Source organism: Klebsiella sp. CB_Kp196 (genome assembly GCF_040061575.1).
Taxonomy (GTDB): Bacteria; Pseudomonadota; Gammaproteobacteria; order Enterobacterales; family Enterobacteriaceae; genus Klebsiella; species Klebsiella michiganensis.
Genome location: NZ_JBEAFH010000081.1, coordinates 288,173 through 311,071 on the forward strand (window position 1 = coordinate 288,173; position 22,899 = coordinate 311,071).

The window sequence follows — 22,899 nt, forward strand, 5'->3', positions numbered from 1 at the left end:
GCTCAGCTTACAAATATCCAATATTCATGTTCACTGTCTCTTTTGTCTATGTATCCATCTGTGCCGAAGCCAGAAAGTAGTTCCTCTCCATCCGATGTTTCAACACGATAATTGACATTTGAAGAGAAATTTAACTTTCTGTCGTAATACTGAATGATCATTGTCATCTGCTTCATTGACTCAATTGGTAGATCGGTTGCACCAGCAAACATAGTCCGCTTTACTTTGCGCAAATACGATGCTGTCGTACCATACTCGATCTTCCCGGCCTCAAGCTTCAGGTAACTGCCACCACCAATTAGGGTGATACGTTTCTTTCCGGCAAAGGAGATGTCACTCGCTGAGCTCAGCGTCAGCTTCTTCTCAGCGAACAACCGCATACTGGCGTTTTGTGCCTGGACATCTATTGGCCCTTCCCCGGATTTCAGGCTCAGTTGACCGGTGCGGGCAAAGAGCCCCAGCTTCTCCCCGATCAAAGCGGTCGCATTGCCCATCACTCCAACACTGAAGTCTTCTCCGGCGTTTAGCGCAAGGTTCCGTTCAGCGGCCAGCTGCATATCTTCACCACTGGTCAGGGCCACGCCTTCCGGCGCCGAGAAAAGCACCGCTTCATTGAGCGGTTTCAGCCGCTGCTCAAACATCTCTATCTGGCTGTCGACATCGCCCTTCAGCGCCTGCGCTTTTTCTGCGGCCATTTCCAGCTGCTGCAGTTGCTGATTAAGCCTGTCGATTTCCTTCAGCGCAGCGCTCATATCCAGTGCGTCACCCTGCGCTTTCGCCTGCGCATCTGCGCTGACAAACAGTCCCTTCCCGGCTCTCAGGGTTCCCCACTCGTCGGTGCGCAGCTCGGTGCCCGTGCCGCGACGTTGCCCCTGTGCATCCACCAGGTGCCCGCTGTTGAGCTGGGTCTTGCCGTACTCCGTGGCAAGTTTGATGTGCTCCTCACCGCGCTTATCCTCCATCCGCAGCTTGTTATTCGCCGGGGTGCGTAACACGTTACGGGTAGGGTTGTCGCGGGTGACGTGGTCCGGGTGCTCCGAGTCGTGCAGCGCATACGCGATGTACGGCAGGTCAATATCGCCGTTGCTGTACGCAATCGCCACTTCGGTGCCATCGATGAGCGGCGTATGCCAGCCCAGCGTTTCACCGGCATAAGGTTTCGCCATCCGCAGCCACAGGTAACCGTAAGCGGGTTCCGTCCCCTCCCGGTCGAAGTCCGGCTTCACCCGGTAGCGCCCCTGCTCGTCCAGGTGCGCGTAGATATCATTCTTCTCCCGGCTCTCAACCCGGGCCGGAAGCGTGCCGTGAATTTCCGGACGCGGGATTTCCGCCGGGCGGAAACAGTACCGTTCGGTGTAAGGCTGGCCCCAGACTGACACATGCAGACGGGAATCCCGGGCGCCACGGAAGGTCACCAGCGTGAGGATCACGCCTTCTTGCAGGGCCGTAATGACATCGCCCTGCGGCTCCAGCACCTGCCCGGGAGTGAGGTGTGAGGCGTTGCTGAACAGGTGGATACGGGCTGATTTGTTGAGCTCCCGCTCGTGGTGAAGTCGGGCGTAGAATGCGCCAGATTCGGTTTCCGGCTCCGGGCTGGCGTTATCGCCCGCTTCACGATAAGGTGCCGCGTAGCGGTAATGCTCCCCGGTGGTGACCGCATCACTGCGCACACTCACCGCCGCATCCATCGGCGTGGTGGCGGTCCGGTAGTTGTAATCCCGCGTGACGACAGTGCCGGTGGCTATGTTGTGCCAGGTCCGCACATCCCAGACCGATTCTGCCGCGCCGTCGAACAACCCCGATGGCTCGCTGTACGGCAGGCGCACATCAAACTGGTCGTTAAGCTGGCTGTCGGCAAAAATGTACGTATCCAGACCGCGCACGTCGTCCATCTCCGTGCGCCAGTAAATTCCCACCTCAGACAGAATGCGCTGGATGAATTGCAGATCCGTCTCCTGCCACTGAGTGATAATTTCACGCGCCGGATAGGTGCGCTCCAGTCTGAATTCAAAATCTGGACCTTCCAGACCGTGTTTACGCAGCACCCGCTCAACCACCTCAGGAACGGACTGATTCTGATATACCGCGCACTGTCGGGTGTATCCCAGGAGCGCCAGGCGCGAACTGAGCGTAAGCCGGTAGTGAGACTGATCCTTTGAGGTGGAAAGCCATTCCAGGCGGGTCACCATGCCATGAACGCTTTTGCCGCCACGCATCCGGAAAGAGGCATATTTCATCAGCACCTGCTCCGGGGGAATGTTCGCCTGCAGCGTGGTGAACTCAATGTCCCATCTGAACGGCTCGCTCAGGGCTTCCCTGCCGTAAAAGCGCAGGACATCCGGCTTCACTGTGCTGTCATTGATATCCAGAAAGTATCGGGTCTGTCCGTCGAAAAGCGCTGACCAGTTATCCATTACGTCACTCCTTTACCGGCACAAGGCTGAGCCAGCCATCACCCAGTTCAATCGTGCGGGGTTTGTCCGGGTCGAGGTCGTCACGGGTCAGCACCAGGCGCCAGCGGTTGTCCTTCTGATCCGGGCGGTTAAATAATCCCACCACCGCCACGAACTGAGCATCTTCATCCATGGGCATATTGAGCGTCACGCTGCCGTTGGGCATCACCAGCAGCGATTTTGACGCAAGCATATCGTCCTTAAGTACCGTATCGGCCTTGCGCAGCAGCGTCTGGTAATCGGCGGCATCAACCGCTTTACGATCCCTGAGCTGATAAACCCGCACCATGGTCGCCAGCGGCGTCTGTGCGCCATCGGCGTTAATGGCCGTGCGCGGGGTAAAATCCAGATGCAGCGTTTTAATTTTCCTGTAGAAGATGGATTTCGTGATGCTGACCGTACCGTCCGTGACGGTCTGCGTCAGACCGCAGCCTGCGAGCAGACCACAGGCAATAAGCGTCAGCACCCGCCAGCGGGTTATTGTTGCCATTCAAAAGTTCCTTTTATCCCCTTCATACTTCTGATTGCAGATGCGTTGGCTGCACGCACTCGCCCCGCCCGGTCACATAGTGATCTATGCTCCCGGGGACTCACGCGTTTGCCGCCTTCCTGCAATCAGAATTATTTTGGGGAGAATTAATGATTGATGATTAGTCGAAGCGGTAATGTCCGTCTTCAGCAGGGGGTAACACAGACCATTGCAACCCTTCATAACAGCCCAGACTGACGGTCAGACTCTCCTGGCTGTTGCTGAGTTTGCCTGCTTTCAGACCCAGCAAACCGGTGCGGCCCAGTTGGATACGCCTGCCTTTGCCAAGGCGGGGCTCAGGCAACAGCCGTACGGGTACAGTGAGGCGCAGTCGGGCGTCACTGCGGTAGCCGAGATAGACGCGTAACAGAACAAGAAAATCGGTATGGAGGACACCACCGGGTAACCAGCCTTCCGCCTCGTCCGGATCCGCTGTCTCCAGCGTCACCAGTACCCGGCTGCATGCTTCCCTGGCCGTTTTACCCAGCGTGGCCCGCTGCGAAAGACGGATACGGTTTCCGGCCCCCAGCCCACTGCGATTATCGATATGGACCTTAACCGGATCCGGTTCGGTGATAATTGCCCGGGTATTCGGCGCCAGCAGGCTCACCACAGCCCGGATGCCCTCGGCATTACGCGTGGGCAAACGCATGGTGCCCAGCAGGGCCAGGAAACGGGACACCGGCGTTGCCACCTGCTCAGACGTACCCGGTATACCGAGTCCCACCAGCCCCAGCAGACACTGTGATATGGCATCTCGCCCACCGGCCTCGAAGGTGGCCGGATACGCGTATTTTCGCCAGATCCGGTAATACTGCGTGGTGATGCGGTGGCTGAAAATGTCCAGGAATAAGGTGACCGCCTCGTGTCCTTCCCGGCGCTGCGCAATGTCGTCCAGCCAGGACGTTGGCAGAGGGGAGTCCACGCCATACATCCCCAGAAATGTCGTGCGGACCGTTGGGGGTAATGTCGGATGGTCTTCGTCGGTCTCCACCACCTTCAGGGTACTGACCGGGAAACCCATACCAGGCCAGGGTCTGAATCGTACCGGATCGTCGCCCGGATGGCTGGTGGCGCCCAGTTTGGGCGCGTCCGGATTTTCCTGTTCCAGCAGCTGGCAGAAACGATAGAAATTGGCCCGCCAGATATCTTTGTTAAGGGCCAGCGTCAGCCGGGTACGTGCTGGCTGTGATTCTCGCGCCATCTCAGTCGTTTCCCTGTCGGTTGCAGTACCAGCGTGAGCTGGTTAAAGAGGTGAATATCGGCATAGAGCGCAAAGAACCGGTGCAGCATCTCCCCGAAGAGATTCACATCGCCCTCGCCTGCAAAATTATCCGTATTTAGCGTAACCTCAATGTCCACGCCCCTGAGCATAAAGCCCTTCTCAAAACGGCGGATCAGGGTGTGCTTCACGGCGACGATTGCTTCAAGCCGACGGCGGTTCATCTCATCGTCAGTCCAGTCATAGAGCGCCAGCGTTCCCCGCAGAACCTCCGGATTGTCCATCATGCTGAGGAAGTTTGATCCGAGGTGGCTCATCACTCGCCAGTGAAAACGGTCATTTGCCGGGGGATATAGCGGCATTGTCGGTGCTGTGACGTTTAATACTCTGACGGGCACTTTGCCGGTTTTGACCACCCTGTCCAGCAGGGTACTTTCCAGCGCTTTTCGCGGAAGTTGCCCGTTGGTACCGGTTATTCGCATCGAAAGGGATTCTAGTTTATCGGACAGCTGCTCCAGCTCGAACGAGCGCCCCCCGAGAATTAACCAGGTGTCATACAGACCAGAGGGGCCGCGTTTCACGCGGGTGTGGTAATAACGTTCAGGGGCATCATGACGCATCATACCGCCCCGGTGCCGGAAGCTGGTGAACGGTACATAGGGGTGTTTGCCATTCTTCACCGCGCCATGGATGTTATCGACGCTGTAAATCTCGGTGTGGCCATCCTGAAGACGCAGCGGCCTGAGCAGGTATTCGTTATCCAGAGGATTAAGCGTCAGCGGATCGGCTTCCAGGGTAAAGAGATTGATAACCGGCGCACAGTGCAGCCGGAAGTTTTCTGTCTCAAAAGGCAGGTCAGATGACCAGGCTTCACTGAGCACAATATCGATTTCAAACCAGGAGCTGGCCTCAGTGAGCCCGATGGTGTCGAGACCGCGTAGCTCAACAAACATAAACTTCGGACGGAAGCTAAAATATTCCAGCAGCAGCTGGTAACCGCTGAAGGCTGTATCGGCTTTCTTCCACAGGCCGTCATTGTCATCAAAGCCCATGGGTTTGCACCAGCCATCAAACTTATGGCGTTCAGTTCCGGTACCGACATGACGGGCATACATAGCATGCACCCGGCGGGTCATCGCCAGATGCAGGGCTGAACTGACCGGGCTTTCGGCGTTCAGAAAAAGAGCGACTTTTTCGAGCCCGGACTTGCTCCAGTCCACTTTTTCCGGACACTCAAAACGCAGGCGAATAGCCGAGCGCCCATCCGTTTCAGTATGCAGACGCGCATCGGCAAGTTGCAGGGGTTGTAAGGGCACGTCCCGAGTGGTTCGGTACTGGCAGGTGGTTTTCTGCGGCCCAATCGGGCGCGAAAGAACAGAAAAGCCTTCGGCCAGCGTTTCTGCCTGACGCAGGCTGCGCCAGTCCGGCGTAAACTCTACGATGGCAAGTGACGGAATGGTCCGCATATAGTGTGGCCATAACAGACTCACCAGCCCCTCGGTCAGCTCCGGCAGATCGTCATCGAGCTTTTCACGCAGTCTGCCCATCAGGAAGGCAAATCCTTCAAACAGACGTTCTACATAAGGATCGCGCGCGCCGGGTTTATCCAGATTAAGCATCGCCGCCCGGTCCGGATGGGCCCGGGCAAATTCTTTACCCGCTTCGCGCAGATAGCGCATTTCGGCTTCATAGTAGCACAGGGTTAAATCATCCATGCACAAATTTCCTGATAGTTAACAAAATATTAGCCAAACACAACCGCTGGTTCTGGCCGGTTCGACAACAACCCGCCTCGCCGGTAGAACATCCCTCGCAGAGGTGTCGACGCGGATAGCTTTAGCGGGTTCACACACTATTTTCGCCCGTGTACAGAGCTGCTTCGGATCGGTACCCGAGAGCGTATTAAGCTCTGTGTGCATTAGCGGAAAATTATCGTCATAAACTGGAGCATCGTCCGTTTCCGTTTCAGGGTTGACGGGTTTTAGCTCGTTATCCAGAGTGAGACAAAGTGCTGGAGGCGCTTTCGATAAGGCCTTACTGCTGTTCGTGATTTGTGGCATATGCCGATACAAGGATTTGGGGTGAGCGCATTTTCCCTTGTCTCATCATTCGACGTATTCAGCGCTGGCTGCAACCGTGAAGATGGCTTCGGGCAGCTTAAAGCCCTGGAGCTTCAGCAAGGCCAGCGGGCCATCACCCAACTCGCTGCGCATCACAAACTTCAGCGGATTGCCGTCCGGGGTGATCCACACCAGCTGCGTGCGGCTCGCGTCAAGGGGAGTGAGCAGGGCTTTGTCCAGCAGGCGGATGAATCCCCAGTTGCCCTGGTGATTAGCATAGAGCTGCATCCCGCTATTTACGCTACGCCAGCGGAGGCTGACGCCCGGGTAGTACGTGTTTCCCGGCCAGGTAAAGCTCTGCCAGCTTTCCATCTGGTTAAAGAAGTCCAGATTTTGCTCGTCAAGCGTCAGCTGCATGCGGGCTACATCACGGGAAGGGCGCGCCATCAATTCGAAATGAACGCTCGCATCTCCCTGAGCAAAAATGATATCCGCCAGTTCAGCCAGCTGATTGATGGCCCGCAGGAAATCCGGGCTCACTTCCATCCCCTGACTTGCTGAAGGATCGACGACCCAGCGATTCCCTTCCTGGTGAAGTATGCCGCCGAGATTAGTTTTCAGGAACGTAGCAATACGACCTGAGTCGCTGCGCAGGAACTGAGCCAGCAGAGGCAATGAGGCATCGCTGCCGGTAGTTTTAAATGGGTAGCGACCGGCAAACGCTTTGTTCCATTGATCGACAATAGTTGTTTGCCAGCGGGTATTAAGGCTTCCTGCTGCCGGAGCAAGTATCTGTCGCCATGCCAGATCCAGTGGCTGAACAAACAATGACTGACCGAACCCGTTCCACTCCTGACCCAGGCTTGCCGCCACCAGACTGCTATAGTCACGCGTATCGGTGAGATCGATAGCTTTGCCCTGAAACACGGTCTGGGCCAGCATCTGGGACATCGCCTGCGGATCCGGCGCACTGGTGACCTGCTGAAGTTTAAGGCGGACCTGTGTAACACGGGCAAGCCAGGACTGGAAGCTCAGATTACCATTACGTCCGGTCCCCTCCTTTCCTTCCATGAAACCCGTCAGGGGACCAAAAACGTCCTCCAGCGGCCCCTTCGGCCCCTGCGCCTGCTCAATGAACTGTCGGGCATATTTTTTCCGGCCAACCAGTTTTTTCGCCGAATCCACTATCGAATCCGCCAGCGCTTCGCCCTTCTCGCCCGTTTTTCCCTGGTAGTTGAGGGTGTTCATCAAGGCCACCAGGGGCGACCGGCGCACATCGCCGATCAGGCTGAGCTGGGCAATGGCTTCCGCAAGCGAAGTCGCATCCTGCCACTGAATGCTGTTGACCATATTCAGCCAGGCGTTACCAAAATCGGTAAAATAGCGTTCTGTCAGACGGGCTTTCAGCGCCTCCGGGGAGATATCGCTCCCTGTCTGGTGCGTCTTATCCGTCAGTACCCAGTCAATTTCATCGCGGCGTGTCTTGACGACCTCGTTAATCGCATCCTGAACCTGTTCTTCCCAGGCCTGACGCGTAAACATACCCGGGACGACTTCGTCAGTGCTGAATACCGTTGAGGCATCGGTGTCGCCGGTCATATCGGCAAGCGTTAAATCAGGCCAGTTGCTGGCCACGCGCTTAAGCATGTCCTGATATAACCCGGACTCAGCGTTCCGCTGGCCAATCTGCTTGAGCAGGATCTGACGGACCGTGCTGATTAATTCAGCGTCAGGCTTAATTTTCCATTCCGGATGAGCCGGGAGGTTCTGCGCATAAAAGCCCAGCAGTTTCGGTGCCAGGTCCTGCCATGTGCCATCCGGCACATTCTGACGTTTCGGTAAGGCTTTCAGGACGTTTTTTGCCAGCCAGTCTGCGTCTGCTTTGTCAGGACGGGCCAGCATCAGATAACTTTTGAGCACGTCGTAGGTATGCTGTGTGCCCTGCGTTCGGGCATCACTGGCAGGAGGAAGTTGCACAAACGAATTCAGCTGCTGCCTGAGACTATCGGCTGTGGCATCCCTCATCAGCTGTGCGTTATTTTTCGCATACAGGGGCCAAAGTGCGGCCAGCGTATCGCTGTCCTGATTAAGACCAAAACGGGTGTACCATGGAGCTCCGGTCGCCTCACGATGTTGCAGACGGGCAATAGCTTGCTGGAGTACGAGCTGGTTGTGCAGGCGTTCAGCAAGTGGTTTTGCGGTATCCGCTGCCTGCCTCGCCGTTTCCTGTGCCTCATAAATCTGGGTTCGGTTAACGATCAGGGACTGCAATGTACCGGTCCCCCACAGGACAATCAGGGAAAGCAGAATTAACCTCAGCATCTTCTGCCAGTCGAAGCCCAGCTTCCTGCCGCTGATGGCATCACAGTCATCAATGACGGCTTTCCATGTCGGTGTGTCGAGGCGCGTGTTCGGTACCGTTCCGGCAACGGCCAGTTCAGGGCTGAACATGACACCGCGTAAACGCCAGGCCGCAGATCCCTGCATCAACCCACTGAGCAAAACGGTCAGACTGGCTTTCAGTTCGTGTTGCAGACGGGAAGATAACTGGAGCAGGCCGTTATGAGCCGGATTATTCAGTATCTGTGCCATACCGGCTTTTTGCAGGCGCTGAGACAGCGTAGTCAATGCCCTATCCGCCTCTTTTATAGTGCCTTCCGGTCCGAATATCACCCCTGTCGCAGCCGTGTCCGCGTCCTGCTGAGCACCTTTCGCTTTATCAGTCAGCCACAGCCAGACAGGCGCCTGCCAGCCCAGCTGATGATCGGCTTTCTGGCGGCAACGCAAGAAAGCATCCCGTTCGCTATCCGTCGGGAGGGCTGAAGTACTCATCACCTGAATAATGCCATCAACCGGCTGGCCAGATCGCAGACGCTTCAGTTTTGAAAGGAAGATCTCATCCGGAAGTGACTGCGCATCACCGCCATAAATCAGTACGTTGCCGTCACCTTCCTGCCAGAGGTCATGGCACAGACCCGGGGCTGCTTTATGGACATCGTCCGGGTTGCCCATCACCAGCAGGAGTCGCACCTTACGCTGCCAGCGGCGTCCATAGCGAAAGCGCAGGTGTTCGGACACGGCGTCTTCGCTGAAGACCGGTTCATCGTCATCTTCTTCACTGAGAATGGTGTTCGTCACCGGAGTGATACTCTCAGCCTTTTTCTGGCCCCACTGGAAATACAACCCGGATTTACCCGCGTGGTCGAAAGCCTTCTCTATTAGCCAGCCGATCAAAAATATCGCGGCAACCAGTATGGCGCAGAATGTGAGTATCCGTTGACCGTCATACGGTCCGAAGCCGGTGGCTGAGGCCACATTTTCCGGAAAGGCATAAAACAAAAATGCCACGATGACTGTCAGGAAAAAGGCGACAGTCACAACCGAGCCGATGAGAGTTTTTACTTTTACCTTAGACATTCTTAGGCGATTCCTTGCGAACTTCTTCTTTGGTGATGACGGCGACCCAGATGTCGTCCTTATCAGCGGCGGGTTGTGCGGCGATAACCTGCGCCCCTCGTTGTTCAACGTCAGCATTAGCAAGCGTGATGGCCAGCCATGGAGCAGCATGGCCGGTATATCCCAGCACGGGATCGATACTGGAATTGTCTTCTGAAAGACTAAATTCCACTTCGCTCTCTTCGCAGGCATTATTCCAGCCGCTGTCCGACGTCAATGTGGGACCGGAGATCCAGCTTCCTTTGAGTTCATTGGGCAGGGTCTTCGACCAGAGCAGCGCCCGGGTGAGCGTCTTTGTGAGCGTTGTTTCTGTTCCCCTTTCGGGGCGATGAAGGCGGAGAGCATCCGGCCAGGCATGGGCTTTGCGGTTGCTTAATACCACCATTGAGACAGCATCAGCATCTTCTTCCCGGGGATACGCCGGTAACGACACGGTAATGGCAACCAGAATGCCCGGGTTGTCCCATCGCTTGTCCAGCCAGGCATCAAACGCCCCCAGACCTTTTCCGGCCATCAGGCGAAAAATCCTGCCGGTCTTTAGTGAGAGAGCGGCCTTAAGCTGCTCTTCAATCAAGGGGTACAGGTCGTTATCACAATCCAGTACCAGCCAGCATGGCAACTCCGGCGGAAGCGGCTGAACGATCCCTTCTACACGCGTTGTCAGTTTAGTCACCGCCGCTGTCAGGGCCTTTGTTAAATCAGTCTGGTATTCTGTTAATGCCGCGTATCTGACCGGTTTGTCATATCCTCTTGGGCGAGAGAAGTCGATAGCGGGGGCCGCGACTTTCATTGCCTTCAGCAGGTCATCGGCGCTGTTTCCGGCCGGACTCTGAATATAAGTACCGAGGATCCAGGCGCAGCGTTGACCGCGCAGAATTTCACTGTCAATAAGCGCTTCTCGCTCGACATTTCGGGACTCGGCCCCCACCTGTTCGGCTTTGTAGGCAAACCGGCGTAAGCCGAAAATAAGCCCCCAGGTACAAAATGGAAGACCCAAAGCGGTGAACCAGAAGACAAATCCGGTTCTCTCTGACGTCCAGCACCATAGCGTGAGCGCTATGCCCCCCAGCATGATAAACGCGAGGAATAGCAACCAACGACCGGTGCCGGGACGCGCTACCTTAGGAGCCTTTTCAGGGATGGCATCCAGCCAAACGGGCATAATCAGGCAACCTTTGCAGCGGAAAATGAACTGATCAACGTGCAACCACAGGCGCATTTGTGGCCGTGAAATGCAACCGGGATACCATGATCAAGATAATCAGGATTGCCTTCTATGATAGTTGTAGGGCCATGTCCCGGAACCGGGCAGGACACTTTGTCGCCTTTGCGGGCAACACCAATACCACCGAATTTCATCGTTTCAGAAGCGGTCAGTACAGAACCGCCGTGAGTGGTTTTATCGCCTTTACGTATTATCTGAAGCATACTATGCCTTTTATTTATAGGGGGGATTTACAGGATGCTCTCTTCCAAAATGATATTTTTAATTACATCATTATCTAGCATGAAACTCAGGGTGTTATTTTTGAAATGATAGCTTATTTTGTCTTTGCTTCTTGATGTGGGTTCTCCATAAGCATTTATTATTTCATTTTCATTCATGCCAACATATATACCACGACCAGTGATGTACTTATTATTTATTACAGTTATGGTAGTAATTCGATATAAATCAAAATCATCACCAAAATGCTTGTAGTTTATATTTGAAGAGCGAATAATGAATCCTTTCCAGTAGTTATCAAAATACTTGTACGTTTCATCACCTTTCGATAAATAGTTGCTCCAGGCCCCCGTTTCAAGTTGCTCTTTTTTCCCACACCTACCCCATGCTTTATAAAACCCTTCGAACGAAGAGCTTAATTCTATATTTCCATTTGGGGAGTAAATGCTTAAGTCAGCGCCATTAAATTCTGGTGTGTTTGTTTTTTCCGTTTCAGAGAGATCATCGTCTTTAAGCCATCCCATGACAATGCTGCCATCTTTTCTTGTATATCTCCCGAACTCATATCCTCCGGATTTCAAAAAGCCGACAAACGTGTTGTTACTAATTAGAAAAAGCTTATTATTTCTTGAGTTGTCATCTGGCGTTGAATGGAAAAAAGTTTTGTTAATCACTTTATATGAGTGTATGTTTTGTTCGTAGTCAGCTTTTTTCCAAGACTCATCGCAAGCAGCATAAGAATGAAATGACAGCATAGACATTATTAATAGCAAGATTTTCTTCATTTTTAGCCCTTCTTATAAACAGGTATTTCGAAACGTAAGTTTGCATCCGGGAACTGATCAAACATTTTCTTCATGTCAGTTTTTTGTATAAGAGCCCAGTTTATCGATGTTGCATACTGCCTGGTTCCGGGATTGGATGGGTTCCATCTCATTTTATATAACGTGTTTTGTTGGTTTTTACTATTATTAACAAATTTTTCCGAAATCCATTTTGCGCCACCATCGATAGCCTCATCTACTGAGAACCAACCTTTGTTATAAGCAACTACAACCCCGTTTTGAGTGTTGCCAGGAAAAACACCTATACCGTACATATTATAAACATGCCTGTTGTTATACATTTTGCTTCCATTGGCAAACGCATGTCTACCACGGTCAGTTTCCAGAATTGCATGTGATGCTAAATAAATTTCGCTTACATTATATTTTTGTGCAGCAGCAATAAATACATCTTCTTTCCCTGATAACACACCTTGACCGGAAAGTAACTTACCTAAATCTTCGCGAGAAATACCCGAAGGTGCAGAAATGTCGAGGAATTGATATATTTCACTGTTTTCCTGATGAAGCTCAGGATTCATATAGTCCCGAACTTGCTCACGTGTTACGGCACCATAATTGCCATATGTAGGAACACTATCGCCAGTAAGTGACATTTGCTTGTTCAAGGCATAATCTAAAGTATAATCGTAATTCTTGTAGACGATAGTAATCCGGTTAGCACTTTTTAACGTACCCAAAAAAAGGATAGGATGCATATGCCACAGTGAAGGCCCTAGTTTCTCAGTGGACACATCCTGCATCCATGCCATTTTATCAAGAAAATCTTCGCTATATTTCTTCCATTCTGGGGCTTCTTTTTTCAGCGCATTGAGGAAAGGTTGCCAGATAGCATCATCTTTTTTGAAGTACCAATCGCTGGGATGTTTTACGATTGTTTTCTGGATGGTGTCACGATAGTCGGGATTATGAAGTGCTCTCCAGTATTCCATCGGAGAGTAACGGTCGCTTCCACTATCAATTTTATCCAGCAGGCGCTGATAATTATGCTTAACCAGGGCATGACTGGTTCGCGTATCACTGGTCGCAACCTCATAGAGCGAGTTGATAAGGCTGCGGAAGAATCCAACAGGCTGGTTTTTTCCATCCAAGTAATCAAAACTGGTAGGCTCTGAGGTTTCAGTTCTGAAGCCCAGCTTTGCCAGATCATACTGCGACAAGAGTTGAGGTTCCGCCTGGCCTTTGGGGACGTAAGCATTTTCTGGTCGCAGCTGCCAGTATTCTTGCTTTGTTGAGGTATCAGTTTCAGTTGTGACCTTACTCAACGGTAGAATGCCTGTCCGCGTTGTCGACGTCGAGCCCTTTGCGAAAGTGCCCTTCGCAACATCTTTTGTGAAAAGAGCAAGGCCAGGAGAATACTTCAACCAGAGCGGGTTTTTCTCCCCCACTTTTTCTGGGTTGGTCAGGAAATTCTCCAGATTATCATCCATGCTCGTGCATTCGATATGTACCTGGTATCGTGCCTCATAACCACCATCTTTTGGTGCCTGATAGTAGCCCATGTGGCCAATCGGGTCACCGGCCTTAATAGCAAATGGAAAACTGAGACTTACTGTCTTATCGAATACCATGACTTCCTTTGCGGGAGGAAGCAAATGCCGCCACCAGCCTGGACCAGCCCCCGGCGCTGGCTTAATATTGTTGTTATCCACAACAACCCAATAGCGCTGACCAGGTGTGAGGGTACTGCTGGTTTCTTCTGGTAATCCTTTCAGTGTTACAAGACCATATTTTCGCTTGTTATTTCCTGTGGCGTTAAGATTGCTGTCTGCCGGGTCCCACTCCACTCTTGCCCCTTTAGGTATGTGCCCTGCAATTTGTGGAGAAGTTTTATCTGAAGTCAGTTTTGCCGTCAGCCAGTCCATTTCAGAATATGCTCTTAGAGTATTCTGAATGGCCCACTGATTTTCTGCTTCAGCCTCATAAGCTGAATACGGCGCAAGATGCATATACAGGGTGTAGAAATGCAGCCCGCTGGATTCTTTCTCCCCCGGTTGAATAAAGTGTTTAACCAGAACAAACGAACCAGAAAAGCTCAGTGGGCCGGATTCCCATGCAAGCGTCAGATAATCCTTGCAGACACGATAAGCAACCACTTCGCCGTCAGCCATGCATCGCACAGCCTGCTCACCTTTAAAGGGAACTGGGAAATCTAATGCTTCAAGAGGAGACTTGCCACTCAGAGCACACCACGGGGTCGTTGCTTCCGTGATATGGATCCCGCCATGCCACATCCCACTGCGACCAATCATATACTGCCCGGTGGATTCCCCCCCAATATGAGAGAGGATCTCTTCCTGATTTTTGAACTCACTTCCCCGACTGTTGGAGGGGATCGGCCAGACTATTTTGATTTTTCCTTTTCGGATAGCCGTGGCGTTCTGCTCTGATGTGGTATTAGCGCCATAACGATAAAGTGCATAGGGTATGTTTTGATCACGATATATCTGGGCAGGATAGAACCCCCTTTCCTGGACAAAATCAGATACCCAGTGTGTACCATTAAACATCGCCATATGACCATGCACATGATGTGGTGCTGCCTGGATTACGACAACATCCCCCACTTGCTGACCAGAAATTGTGAATACACCGCCAGTACGCACTGTTGTAGCGTTATCCACAACTTTAAAGTTATTTTCAAGCAGCCATGGGCCATAATTTTTAGCTGATTCAATTCCTGAATTTTTTGCAGATGCCCCTCCAGCGATTAATGCTTTTTTAACATAGCGGGCACATTTTGACTCGCCATATTTAAGCTTTTTATCTATGCCATTTTTAAAATTTTCAGCGTTAATTTTCGCTCTGGCCAGGGCTTGAGTGTTTAAAACACTAACTGCTACATTCTTGTCCAGCATTTATTCTCCCCCCTCTGCTTGTCGAGGGCAATAAATACTACTATGAGATATGGGCTTAACAGAATCCATTAACCAGTTCCCTTTTTCTTTAACCAGGTTAACGGCATACAGGGATACGCCCTTACCATATCCTAATGTTAGCTTCACTTGTGCGACCTGGTCATTCTCTGAAACAGTTTCCACATTAATGCTGTCTTTCCATTCTTCACAAATATCCTGAGCATCGACAAAATAATCAGCACCCGATTCATCATTATCCCGCAGACTTCTGAGATGCTCAGTTGTATATTCAAAAATAGCTTTTTGAGTTAGTTTATCAGCTGATTCCATATCAGGCGTTTCAGACGCAACAAGGTAATCATGATAAAATTTTGCAACAATTTCCCGAGGCATTGAACTATCGTTTGCTGAAGCTGAGGCTATATTGGCCACGCAGAATAAGCAACAAGCAAAAATAATCTTCTTCAACATGAACGTCTCTCCGTAGATATGTTGGTATTTGTATAAGTAGTCGAGGTGAGAAATTTAGAAAATGACCACGTTCTTATTGTTCCGTTACGCTGGTGATTTTCCACTTCTCATCAATTCTTTCTAGCACAACCTTAAATTTAACTTTAGGCTCGGAACCTGCTCCTAAAATAACGTTGACTGAAGAGTCATTCTCTTTCCGATATACATCAAAGGTACTTATACTTGCTTTCCATGAAGGATAAACATCTTGTGATTTTGTAAAATAATCAACATCAGTATCAACCCAAGCACCATGCCAGTTACAAATATAACGCCCTTTAAACTGCTTGCATTCGCGCTTTTGTGAACATTTCCCTTCGAGTTCTTCTGCCGACGCTGAATCATCAGAATCATAATTACACATCATAGAGTCGTTAATGCTTTTCATTAATTCATCAGAAACATATTGACTGAGAAATCGACTGTTGTCCGATGATTCTTCTTTCAAATATGACTTATAAAAATTGTACACGATGCTTTCTGGGCTTGTTTGCTCGGATGCCTGTGTAAAATTTGATAAACAAAGCAAAAATGCAAATAAAAACACATTACGCATATGAGGAATTAATGGATCCATCATCAGCCCTTAGTCATTAAAAGATTTGCTGCTGATTTTATTTTCCTGGGTGATATCCGTCAGGCTGAAATTAGGTGTTTCGTTGGGGAGATTCGCGCCGGTGCCTGGTACCAGATAGTCAGACGTTTTCATAATGAACTCACCTGATGAACCATGTTCAATGCCGTTCTTACTCAGCCTCAGGTAAGACCCGCCACCGTTAAGTGTCAGTGTTTCCGGCGTGCTGATAATAATTTCGTCTTCACTACTGGTCACCGTCAGCTGCTTTTCAGAAAACAGTGCCATCGTGTTGTGCTGAGCCTGAATCTCGATGTCTCCCTGGTTGGCAACCAGCTTAGCCCCTTCTTTATGGACAAACATACGCAGGGCTTTTTCTACCGTTACAGACAGATTCTTCATCGCACCGACATCAAGATGCTGACCGGCATTGATCATGGTATTGCGGCTACTGCTGAGCTGAAGGTGTTCACCTGAGGTCATTGCCACCCCCTGCGGAGCACTACCCAGCAGGACCGAAGACTGGAGATCTTTGATTTTGTCGGTCACAAGACTAATCTGGGTATTGATGTCACAGATCAGGGCTCCGGCGGCTTCAGCAGCGCTGTTCAGCGCCTGCATCTGGCTGTTGGCCTGGTTAATCTGGTTAATCGCTGGCGCCATTTCCAGCACCGGGCCCTGGGCTTTGGACTGGGCATCCGCCGTCAGGAACAGCCCTTTTGCCGCACGAACCGCACCATGCTCGTCCGTACGCAGTTCAAAACCGGCGCCGCGCTTTTCACGCTGGCCATTGACCAGGTGTCCCATGTTCAGTTGCGTTTTGCCATATTCCGTTGCGAGCTTGATATGCTCTTCCTGGCGCTTATCCTCCATCCGCAACTTATTGTTCGCCGGAGTGCGCCACACGTTCCGCGTATGATTGTCACTGGTGACATGGTCCGGATGTTCTGAGTCGTGCAGGGCATAAGCGATGTAGGGACGATCCGGGTCTCCGCCGTCAAAAACGACGGCCACTTCCGTTCCGTCGATAAGCGGGGAGTGGAATCCGTACGTATCACCGGCATACGGTTTAGCCAGCCGCAGCCACAAATAGGCATAACCCTGTTCAGGACTGTTACGGTCAAAGTCCAGTTTTACCCGGTATCGCCCGTCCGGGTCGAGCCAGGAATAGGTGTCGCCTTTCTGTGTGCTTTCCACCCGGGCAGGCAGCGAGCCGGATATCACCGGTCGATTGAGCAGTGCCGGACGATAACAGACGGTTTCACTGTAGGGGATGCCCTCAAACGTCAGCGTAAAGCTACTTTTGCGCGAACCACTGGTGCGCACCGTGGTGATGACGATGCCTTCCCTGACGGCATCGGGAAGCGTTCCGTCCGTTTCCAGTACCTGACCCGGAGCCAGATGAGGGCTGGAGGAATGCCCGGTGACGTGATATTGCGCATTCAGAATGCGTTCGTGACGCAGACGGGCGAAGTATGCCCCGGTCTCCGGGCTATCAGCGTCACCTGCTGTCAGGAAGGGTTCCGCATAATGGTACGTTTCTCCGGCGGTGATCCCTTCTTTGCTAAAAATGCTTTCAGTGCTGCCCTGAGGTTTCAGCGCTTCGCGATAGTTGTAGTCACGGGTGGCCACACTTCCGCTCACCACATTGTATGCGGTCTGAATATCCCAGATGCTTTCCTGCCCGCTGTCACTCATGCCTGCCGGGTTACGAAACGGCAGGGTCACACCAAACTGATACTGCTCCTGAGAGTCCTGAAAAATGACCACATCCTGCTCAAGGCGGCTATCCATCGCAAAGCGCCAGTAAATACCGACTTCAGCCAGCAGACGCTCAATGAACTCAAGATCGGTTTCCCGCCACCGGGTAATTAGCTCTCGCACCGGATACTCGCGGGACAGCCGAAACTCAAAGTCCGCGCCTTCCAGCCCGTGTTTACGCAACACCTTTTCCACGACTTCCGGCACAGTCTGGTTGAGGAAAATTTCACTGCCTTTCGTATGTGCTAACAGAGCGATACGTGGAACCAGCGTCAGCGCATAAACGGTATCCTCTCTGGACGTGGACAGGCGTTCGAATGACGCCACCACGCCATAAACGGAACGAACGGGTACGGCCGGAGCCCCGTAAAACTGCGGGGTCTGAAACGTAAACGACGCAGGTTTTAACAGCACCAAATCACTGGCGATATCCGGTGTCGAGCAGGTCACGGAGATACCAAATCTCCAGGGCTTGCTGAGCGACTCAACCGAACTGAATTTCAGCACATCAAGAAATTCTGTGCAGCCATGCACGTCCAGCCGGTAGCGTGACTGACCTAATCGTTGTTTTGCCTGACTGGCCGCATCGTTTATCACAGGGATGGCGGGATTATCCATGAGTCTCTCTCTTTGTCGGTTCCTGGGCACGCTACCGCCCCTCGCTGTTCACCAAAGCGCATCAGGTCAGGCAGCAGATTGAGTTTTTCTTTGCCGAGTACCCGCGTCTCAGGTAATCAGCAAAAAAACGCGGACAGGAAAACCTGTCCGCATCAGGATTACGCGGTGGTACGTTCGTTCCAGCTGTCGGAATGGATGATGTTGCCGTCCTTGTAGGTCCAGGTGATTTTTTCGTAACGCAGCTCAATCTGCTCGAGGTGGTTATGCTTCTCGTAGGACGGGTCCTTGACGTCGTGCATCAGCGGGCTGACCTTCACCACCTTCACGTTCTCAAGCTTCGTGTTGAAGTACTCCACTTCCTGACCGGCGTCGTTGATTTTGTACCAGCGGAACTCTGCCGACTTCAGCGTCTGGCCGGTTGTTACCGCCTTGTACAGGTACGGGCTGGAGGCGTCGATTTCCTTGGTGAACAGGAACGGCGTATGGATTCGCGTGCCGGTCAGCTTCCCGGTGTTGTTGTCGGTCGGGATGTACAGGTTATGCTCCTGCGCCACCACCTCGATGCTGCCCTCGCGGTCCTTCACGTCCACGGAACCTTTGATGTCCGCGCCGCCGTCGTCCTTCAGCCACAGATAGACTGGTATTGCCATATTACTTCTCCATTTATACACGTCGTCCTTCAGGCTGCCTCTTTGTTGGCTGCCTTCATTTGCCCCGGTCACATAGTGAACTATGCTTCCGGGGACGCATTCAGTTGCCGCTGCGAAGCAGCCCGAATGACTGTGTGTATCATTTTAAAAAGCGCCATCATCCTGCGATGGCGCGGGGGTCATGCCCGGTGGCTGGCAGGCGTTCGCCTGCGGCACCAGACTGATTTCGACACGGCGGTTCAGCGCCCGGCCTTCGGCCGTGTCGTTGGGGGCAACGGGTCGGCTCTCGCCGTAGCCCTGCACCGCAAAACAGCTCTCCGGCACGTCGCCGGTGTCGCGCATCCAGTCGCGCACCGATTCGGCACGCTTAAGCGAAAGTATCTGGTTGGATTTATCGTCGCCGGTGCTGTCGGTATGGCCCGCCACCACAATCAGCCAGCCGGGCTTCGCTTTGATGCCGACCAGCGAGTTCACCAGCAGCTTTGTCGAGCCGGGCTTCAGCGCCCACCTGCCGGTGTCGAACAGCGACATGCTGTCGAGGCGGATGATTTTCGGTTGTGGCTTTAGCGCAGGTGCCGGCGGTGGCGCATACGTATCAATAGCCTTCTGAAGCGCCAGCCATAAACGCAGGCCGGGGTAATAGCCGAGCGCGTACCGGAGTGGTTCGCCCTGCCGCTGCCAGCGCTCCAGCAGAAGAGCATCCTGTTTCAACGCCAGGAGGGACTGAGCCCTGGGCTCATCATGATTCTCGGGAATGGCATACCAGCGCTGGAGATCCGTTGAGACCTGGCGAATCAGCGCCGCGTTATTCACAGCAGAAAAAGCCAGAGCTGCCAGAGCGCACGCCAGAACCCATAAAACGAGACGACGAGAGCGTTGCCCCCCCTGTACTGGAGCGCAGTAAGGCGCGAGCATCGGTAATACCGCATCAGGAAAATGCTCCGTTACTTCCGCCGCCCCCTCTGCCTGCGGAAAAATCAGATGGGTCAGGCGAAAAAGGCGATGTGACCACAGCGAAGCACGATCGGCAGAAGCCACACCGCTTCGAATCACCACCGCAAACGGGTGAACCGCCGGAAGGAGCCGATCTTCCTTCGTCAGTTCATCCGCCAGAATGGCGCGCATAACAGCAAAGGCCTCCCATAGGACAGGCATCAACGCAAGATGTTGAGCGTCCTGTTGCCAGTCATCCACCGCCTGCGGCGTTTTATCAGCCGGATATACCGCCAGCTTATCGCCACAAACAACAAGCCACGGCGTTGCAGGACCGGAAAATTCACCGCTCAGAACCATCGGCGGCGTGAATCCAATTATCTGACCCAGCAGCTTCATTTGCTGACGCAACGCTTTCAGGGACGCGCGCAGTACGGCTTCATCCTGATGTCTGTCGGGCTGGCAGGAATACATAACGGCGAGCTGTCCGCCCTGATGCGGCTGCTGTTCGTGAATATCGCGAACAATGTCGCTTAGCCTGTTGACGTCATTCACCCTCAGCCACCAGCCCTGCGCGGTTTTGCGCAGTGTTTGCCCCTGGAACAACGCGTCCAGCTCATCCCCACAAACGAGAACAACAGGTCCCCCGGCATCAAACAGCAGCAGTTCACAGGTGGACATTTCACCCTCCGCCATCGTCTGAACAGGGCAACGCTTTCTCCAGACCTGCCAGAAGGCCAGTGCGACAATGCACACCGTCATCACGCCCTTAAACAACGTGCCTGCCGGAATGAATCCCCATAGCAGCCACAGAAACGCGGCGACAGCCGCCAGAACGTGAAGTATCAGAGAAACCATGACCGATTTACGCATCAATGAGGTAACTCCGGTAACTGAGCGGATAACAGCCCCTGGAGCCAGAGGTGGCCTCCCCACCATGCCACGGCAGCGATCACCGCAGCCGTAGCAGCCCAGAACCAGACTGAACGCAGGATGCTATAGCGATGTTTTCGGGTCCGGCGAACCACCAGAGAGATATCCGCATTCAGAGGCGGCACCTGCTCAGAAAGCGCTTTAATCACCTCTTCCCGCTGTGACTGGCTAACTGAACTGATGCTGTATAATCCGCGAAACCCCAGCGCGATCACCCGGTGATAACAGGTCAGAACGGCTATATTCGGCGCAGGCTGCCGTAAGACCTCAGTGATACGATCCCAGAGGGCTTCGCCTGCGTGTAATGACCCGAAATAGCGCGCCTGTAGCGGCGCTTTTCGCCATGCCGCCTGACCCGCATCAGCTTCGGCACCTGCACTCAGCGTTCTGCTCATTACCACTTCGTCAAGCAGCGCACATTGCGCATAAGAGATATGCCCGATGCTTGCCTCATCGTACCCGGCGCGCTCCAGCGCCTCGCGCACGCCTTCCACGTGTTTACAGCAGGTGTCATATAACGCGCTGCCGTCGGGCGTTGTTGCCCCTTTCTTAAGCATGGTGACGGTAAGCCAGGTTTCCGCCATGAGTTCATCAATATCAATGTCTTTTCTCATGATCGCAGTACCGCAAACAGTTCAAGTTCCAGCCGTCCCAGGAGGGCCGGCACGTAAAACATGCATACCCCCTGCTCCAGCATGTCCCGGGCCGCAGAGCTCTCCATATCCAGCGCGAAGTACTGGTTTTCCATCCGCACAGGTAACGCTGCCGGAACGCGGCTAACGGCAATGAGCGGGATCCCCTGCAGCGCGACGGCGGAAATCGCATTCACCTCATCCGGTGAACCCGCCTTGCATAACGCAGGGAATTTCTCAGCTACCTGCCAGGCCGGAACATCAGACCGGACAGAAAGATAGAGATCGGCGTCTTCGCGCAGGCGAGCGTCGTGCAGCGCGGCTTTCCACGTCTGCTCGTCCGGTCGGGACATCTCCAGTGCGACCACTCGGGACGGCAAACTGGCCTCCAGCAAAGCAGTGATGAGTTCAAACAGTGGAGGAAACGTTTTTTCAGGTTCTGCATGGTCATAGGCGGGAATGGCATCCAGATCGCTGTCGAGAGAGAACGTCAGCATGCTGCCCGCCAGACGGACGAGCTCTGCCCACACCTGCTCCGGATGACGGGCAGGAGAACGTTCAAACTCCACCAGCACGCGCGCATGGGAGTTAAGCGCATTGAGCAACCAGAAAAGAGAGACGTCCGCCACAGCGAAATCGGCCAGGCGTTCGTTGCTCTCGCGGCGCATGGACATCAAACGCTGACGGCGGGAACGAAGCTGACGATTCAGTAGCGCCAGTCTTTCACGCATCGCCGGACTGGCAGAGAACAATGCCAGGGGTGGAATAAATGTCGGATCCTGGCACCATCCCTGTCGATCGCGGATCAACCGCGCGATCGCGCAGCACTGCCATGACGCGTTATCTTCATGGTCAAAACGGATCGCCAGGTTAAAGCGGGCAACGGCAACGGACTCCTCCTCGCTGCCAAACGCATCCTGAACATTCACCCACTCCTCACGGTAGCGGAGCGGCCGCTCGGTCATAGCCGATTCCCGCTGCACATTATTCAGCCCAGGCTGCATGAGCGGCAGCGCAATCATCACCGTGACCGCGTCTGAATGCTGCGCTAACTCCAGTTCCCGAGGTTCAGGCGGCAGATCGCTGACGGCCGTATCCACCAGCGTGCCATCAGGCAGCCAGAGCCGCAGTTGAGAGATCTGAATAAGGCCCGAGCCCAGCAGCCTCTCATCGAATTCAACCCGCTCAACCCCCCATGAAAACGGCGAAGAGAGAGCCGCAACGCCTGTGCTGCGAAAAGATTCCCACGCTGACTGCTGCTGGAATTGCTGAGGGGACAGCAGCGCCCCCTCACTCCACAGCGGACGATAAATTTTCATCCCTGCCCCCGCCTTACGCTTTCGCTTTCGCTTTCGGCATCTGACTGACCAGAGACAGGTTCACGTCCATCCCTTCCACCTGGAAGTGCGGCACCGCGT

The 22,899-nt window shown here is 53.2% G+C and carries 16 protein-coding genes; all 16 read right to left on the reverse strand.

Translation table 11 applies throughout. The features are described from left to right. Window positions 1-2 precede the first annotated feature (2 nt). Window positions 3-2,414, reverse strand: coding sequence for a type VI secretion system Vgr family protein (gene vgrG, locus ABLU87_RS27960; RefSeq protein ID WP_025105884.1), 2,412 nt, complete (start codon window positions 2,412-2,414; stop codon window positions 3-5). Window positions 2,415-2,418: 4 nt separating this feature from the next. Next, entirely contained in the window at window positions 2,419-2,943 is a 525-nt protein-coding gene (gene tssJ / locus ABLU87_RS27965; RefSeq protein ID WP_025105885.1) for a type VI secretion system lipoprotein TssJ, read from the reverse strand. Between the two features lie 160 nt (window positions 2,944-3,103). After that, window positions 3,104-4,186, reverse strand: a complete 1,083-nt coding sequence (tssG, locus tag ABLU87_RS27970; protein WP_116281042.1) for a type VI secretion system baseplate subunit TssG — start codon at window positions 4,184-4,186, stop codon at window positions 3,104-3,106. Then, on the reverse strand, window positions 4,150-5,919 hold the full coding sequence (gene tssF, locus ABLU87_RS27975; protein WP_122117827.1) for a type VI secretion system baseplate subunit TssF: 1,770 nt from the start codon (window positions 5,917-5,919) through the stop codon (window positions 4,150-4,152). The genes tssG and tssF overlap by 37 nt, the downstream gene beginning before the upstream one ends. A 390-nt stretch (window positions 5,920-6,309) precedes the next feature. Further along, window positions 6,310-9,681, reverse strand: coding sequence for an ImcF-related family protein (locus ABLU87_RS27980; protein ID WP_025105888.1), 3,372 nt, complete (start codon window positions 9,679-9,681; stop codon window positions 6,310-6,312). Beyond that, a complete protein-coding gene (locus ABLU87_RS27985) occupies window positions 9,674-10,882 on the reverse strand; it encodes a membrane protein (RefSeq protein WP_025105889.1) in 1,209 nt (402 codons plus the stop codon). Before ABLU87_RS27985 ends, ABLU87_RS27980 begins: the two co-directional genes overlap by 8 nt. A 2-nt stretch (window positions 10,883-10,884) precedes the next feature. Continuing rightward, the gene (locus ABLU87_RS27990) at window positions 10,885-11,148 is read right to left on the reverse strand and encodes a PAAR domain-containing protein (RefSeq protein ID WP_071998059.1); all 264 of its coding nucleotides are present in this window, start codon (window positions 11,146-11,148) and stop codon (window positions 10,885-10,887) included. Between the two features lie 27 nt (window positions 11,149-11,175). Then, a complete protein-coding gene (locus ABLU87_RS27995; RefSeq protein ID WP_196942197.1) occupies window positions 11,176-11,952 on the reverse strand; it encodes a hypothetical protein in 777 nt (258 codons plus the stop codon). A 2-nt stretch (window positions 11,953-11,954) separates the two neighbouring features. Further along, a complete protein-coding gene (locus ABLU87_RS28000) occupies window positions 11,955-14,870 on the reverse strand; it encodes an N-acetylglucosaminidase (RefSeq protein WP_025105891.1) in 2,916 nt (971 codons plus the stop codon). Next, entirely contained in the window at window positions 14,871-15,341 is a 471-nt protein-coding gene (locus ABLU87_RS28005; protein ID WP_025105892.1) for a DUF3828 domain-containing protein, read from the reverse strand. It lies immediately after the preceding gene. A gap of 73 nt (window positions 15,342-15,414) precedes the next feature. Further along, window positions 15,415-15,960, reverse strand: coding sequence for a DUF3828 domain-containing protein (locus ABLU87_RS28010; RefSeq protein WP_224226603.1), 546 nt, complete (start codon window positions 15,958-15,960; stop codon window positions 15,415-15,417). Window positions 15,961-15,966: 6 nt separating this feature from the next. Then, on the reverse strand, window positions 15,967-18,333 hold the full coding sequence (vgrG, locus tag ABLU87_RS28015; protein WP_122117909.1) for a type VI secretion system Vgr family protein: 2,367 nt from the start codon (window positions 18,331-18,333) through the stop codon (window positions 15,967-15,969). A gap of 158 nt (window positions 18,334-18,491) precedes the next feature. Then, complete coding sequence (gene hcp, locus ABLU87_RS28020; RefSeq protein ID WP_129897003.1) at window positions 18,492-18,983, reverse strand: type VI secretion system effector Hcp; 492 nt, start codon at window positions 18,981-18,983, stop codon at window positions 18,492-18,494. A 144-nt stretch (window positions 18,984-19,127) separates the two neighbouring features. Next, window positions 19,128-20,789 (reverse strand): OmpA family protein, encoded by a 1,662-nt coding sequence (locus tag ABLU87_RS28025; protein WP_129896987.1) that lies wholly within the window; start codon window positions 20,787-20,789, stop codon window positions 19,128-19,130. Further along, window positions 20,789-21,463, reverse strand: coding sequence for a type VI secretion system protein TssL, short form (gene tssL, locus ABLU87_RS28030; RefSeq protein WP_025108177.1), 675 nt, complete (start codon window positions 21,461-21,463; stop codon window positions 20,789-20,791). The genes ABLU87_RS28025 and tssL overlap by 1 nt, the downstream gene beginning before the upstream one ends. Continuing rightward, window positions 21,460-22,800, reverse strand: coding sequence for a type VI secretion system baseplate subunit TssK (tssK, locus tag ABLU87_RS28035; RefSeq protein ID WP_116281124.1), 1,341 nt, complete (start codon window positions 22,798-22,800; stop codon window positions 21,460-21,462). Before tssK ends, tssL begins: the two co-directional genes overlap by 4 nt. Between the last annotated feature and the right edge of the window lie 99 nt (window positions 22,801-22,899).

Coding starts and splice junctions, on each gene's coding strand:
- vgrG (WP_025105884.1), bottom strand. CDS start 2,414: ATGGATAACTGGTCAGCGCTTTTCGACGGACAGACCCGATACTTTCTG.
- tssJ (WP_025105885.1), bottom strand. CDS start 2,943: ATGGCAACAATAACCCGCTGGCGGGTGCTGACGCTTATTGCCTGTGGT.
- tssG (WP_116281042.1), bottom strand. CDS start 4,186: ATGGCGCGAGAATCACAGCCAGCACGTACCCGGCTGACGCTGGCCCTT.
- tssF (WP_122117827.1), bottom strand. CDS start 5,919: ATGGATGATTTAACCCTGTGCTACTATGAAGCCGAAATGCGCTATCTG.
- ABLU87_RS27980 (WP_025105888.1), bottom strand. CDS start 9,681: ATGTCTAAGGTAAAAGTAAAAACTCTCATCGGCTCGGTTGTGACTGTC.
- ABLU87_RS27985 (WP_025105889.1), bottom strand. CDS start 10,882: ATGCCCGTTTGGCTGGATGCCATCCCTGAAAAGGCTCCTAAGGTAGCG.
- ABLU87_RS27990 (WP_071998059.1), bottom strand. CDS start 11,148: ATGCTTCAGATAATACGTAAAGGCGATAAAACCACTCACGGCGGTTCT.
- ABLU87_RS27995 (WP_196942197.1), bottom strand. CDS start 11,952: ATGAAGAAAATCTTGCTATTAATAATGTCTATGCTGTCATTTCATTCT.
- ABLU87_RS28000 (WP_025105891.1), bottom strand. CDS start 14,870: ATGCTGGACAAGAATGTAGCAGTTAGTGTTTTAAACACTCAAGCCCTG.
- ABLU87_RS28005 (WP_025105892.1), bottom strand. CDS start 15,341: ATGTTGAAGAAGATTATTTTTGCTTGTTGCTTATTCTGCGTGGCCAAT.
- ABLU87_RS28010 (WP_224226603.1), bottom strand. CDS start 15,960: ATGATGGATCCATTAATTCCTCATATGCGTAATGTGTTTTTATTTGCA.
- vgrG (WP_122117909.1), bottom strand. CDS start 18,333: ATGGATAATCCCGCCATCCCTGTGATAAACGATGCGGCCAGTCAGGCA.
- hcp (WP_129897003.1), bottom strand. CDS start 18,983: ATGGCAATACCAGTCTATCTGTGGCTGAAGGACGACGGCGGCGCGGAC.
- ABLU87_RS28025 (WP_129896987.1), bottom strand. CDS start 20,789: ATGCGTAAATCGGTCATGGTTTCTCTGATACTTCACGTTCTGGCGGCT.
- tssL (WP_025108177.1), bottom strand. CDS start 21,463: ATGAGAAAAGACATTGATATTGATGAACTCATGGCGGAAACCTGGCTT.
- tssK (WP_116281124.1), bottom strand. CDS start 22,800: ATGAAAATTTATCGTCCGCTGTGGAGTGAGGGGGCGCTGCTGTCCCCT.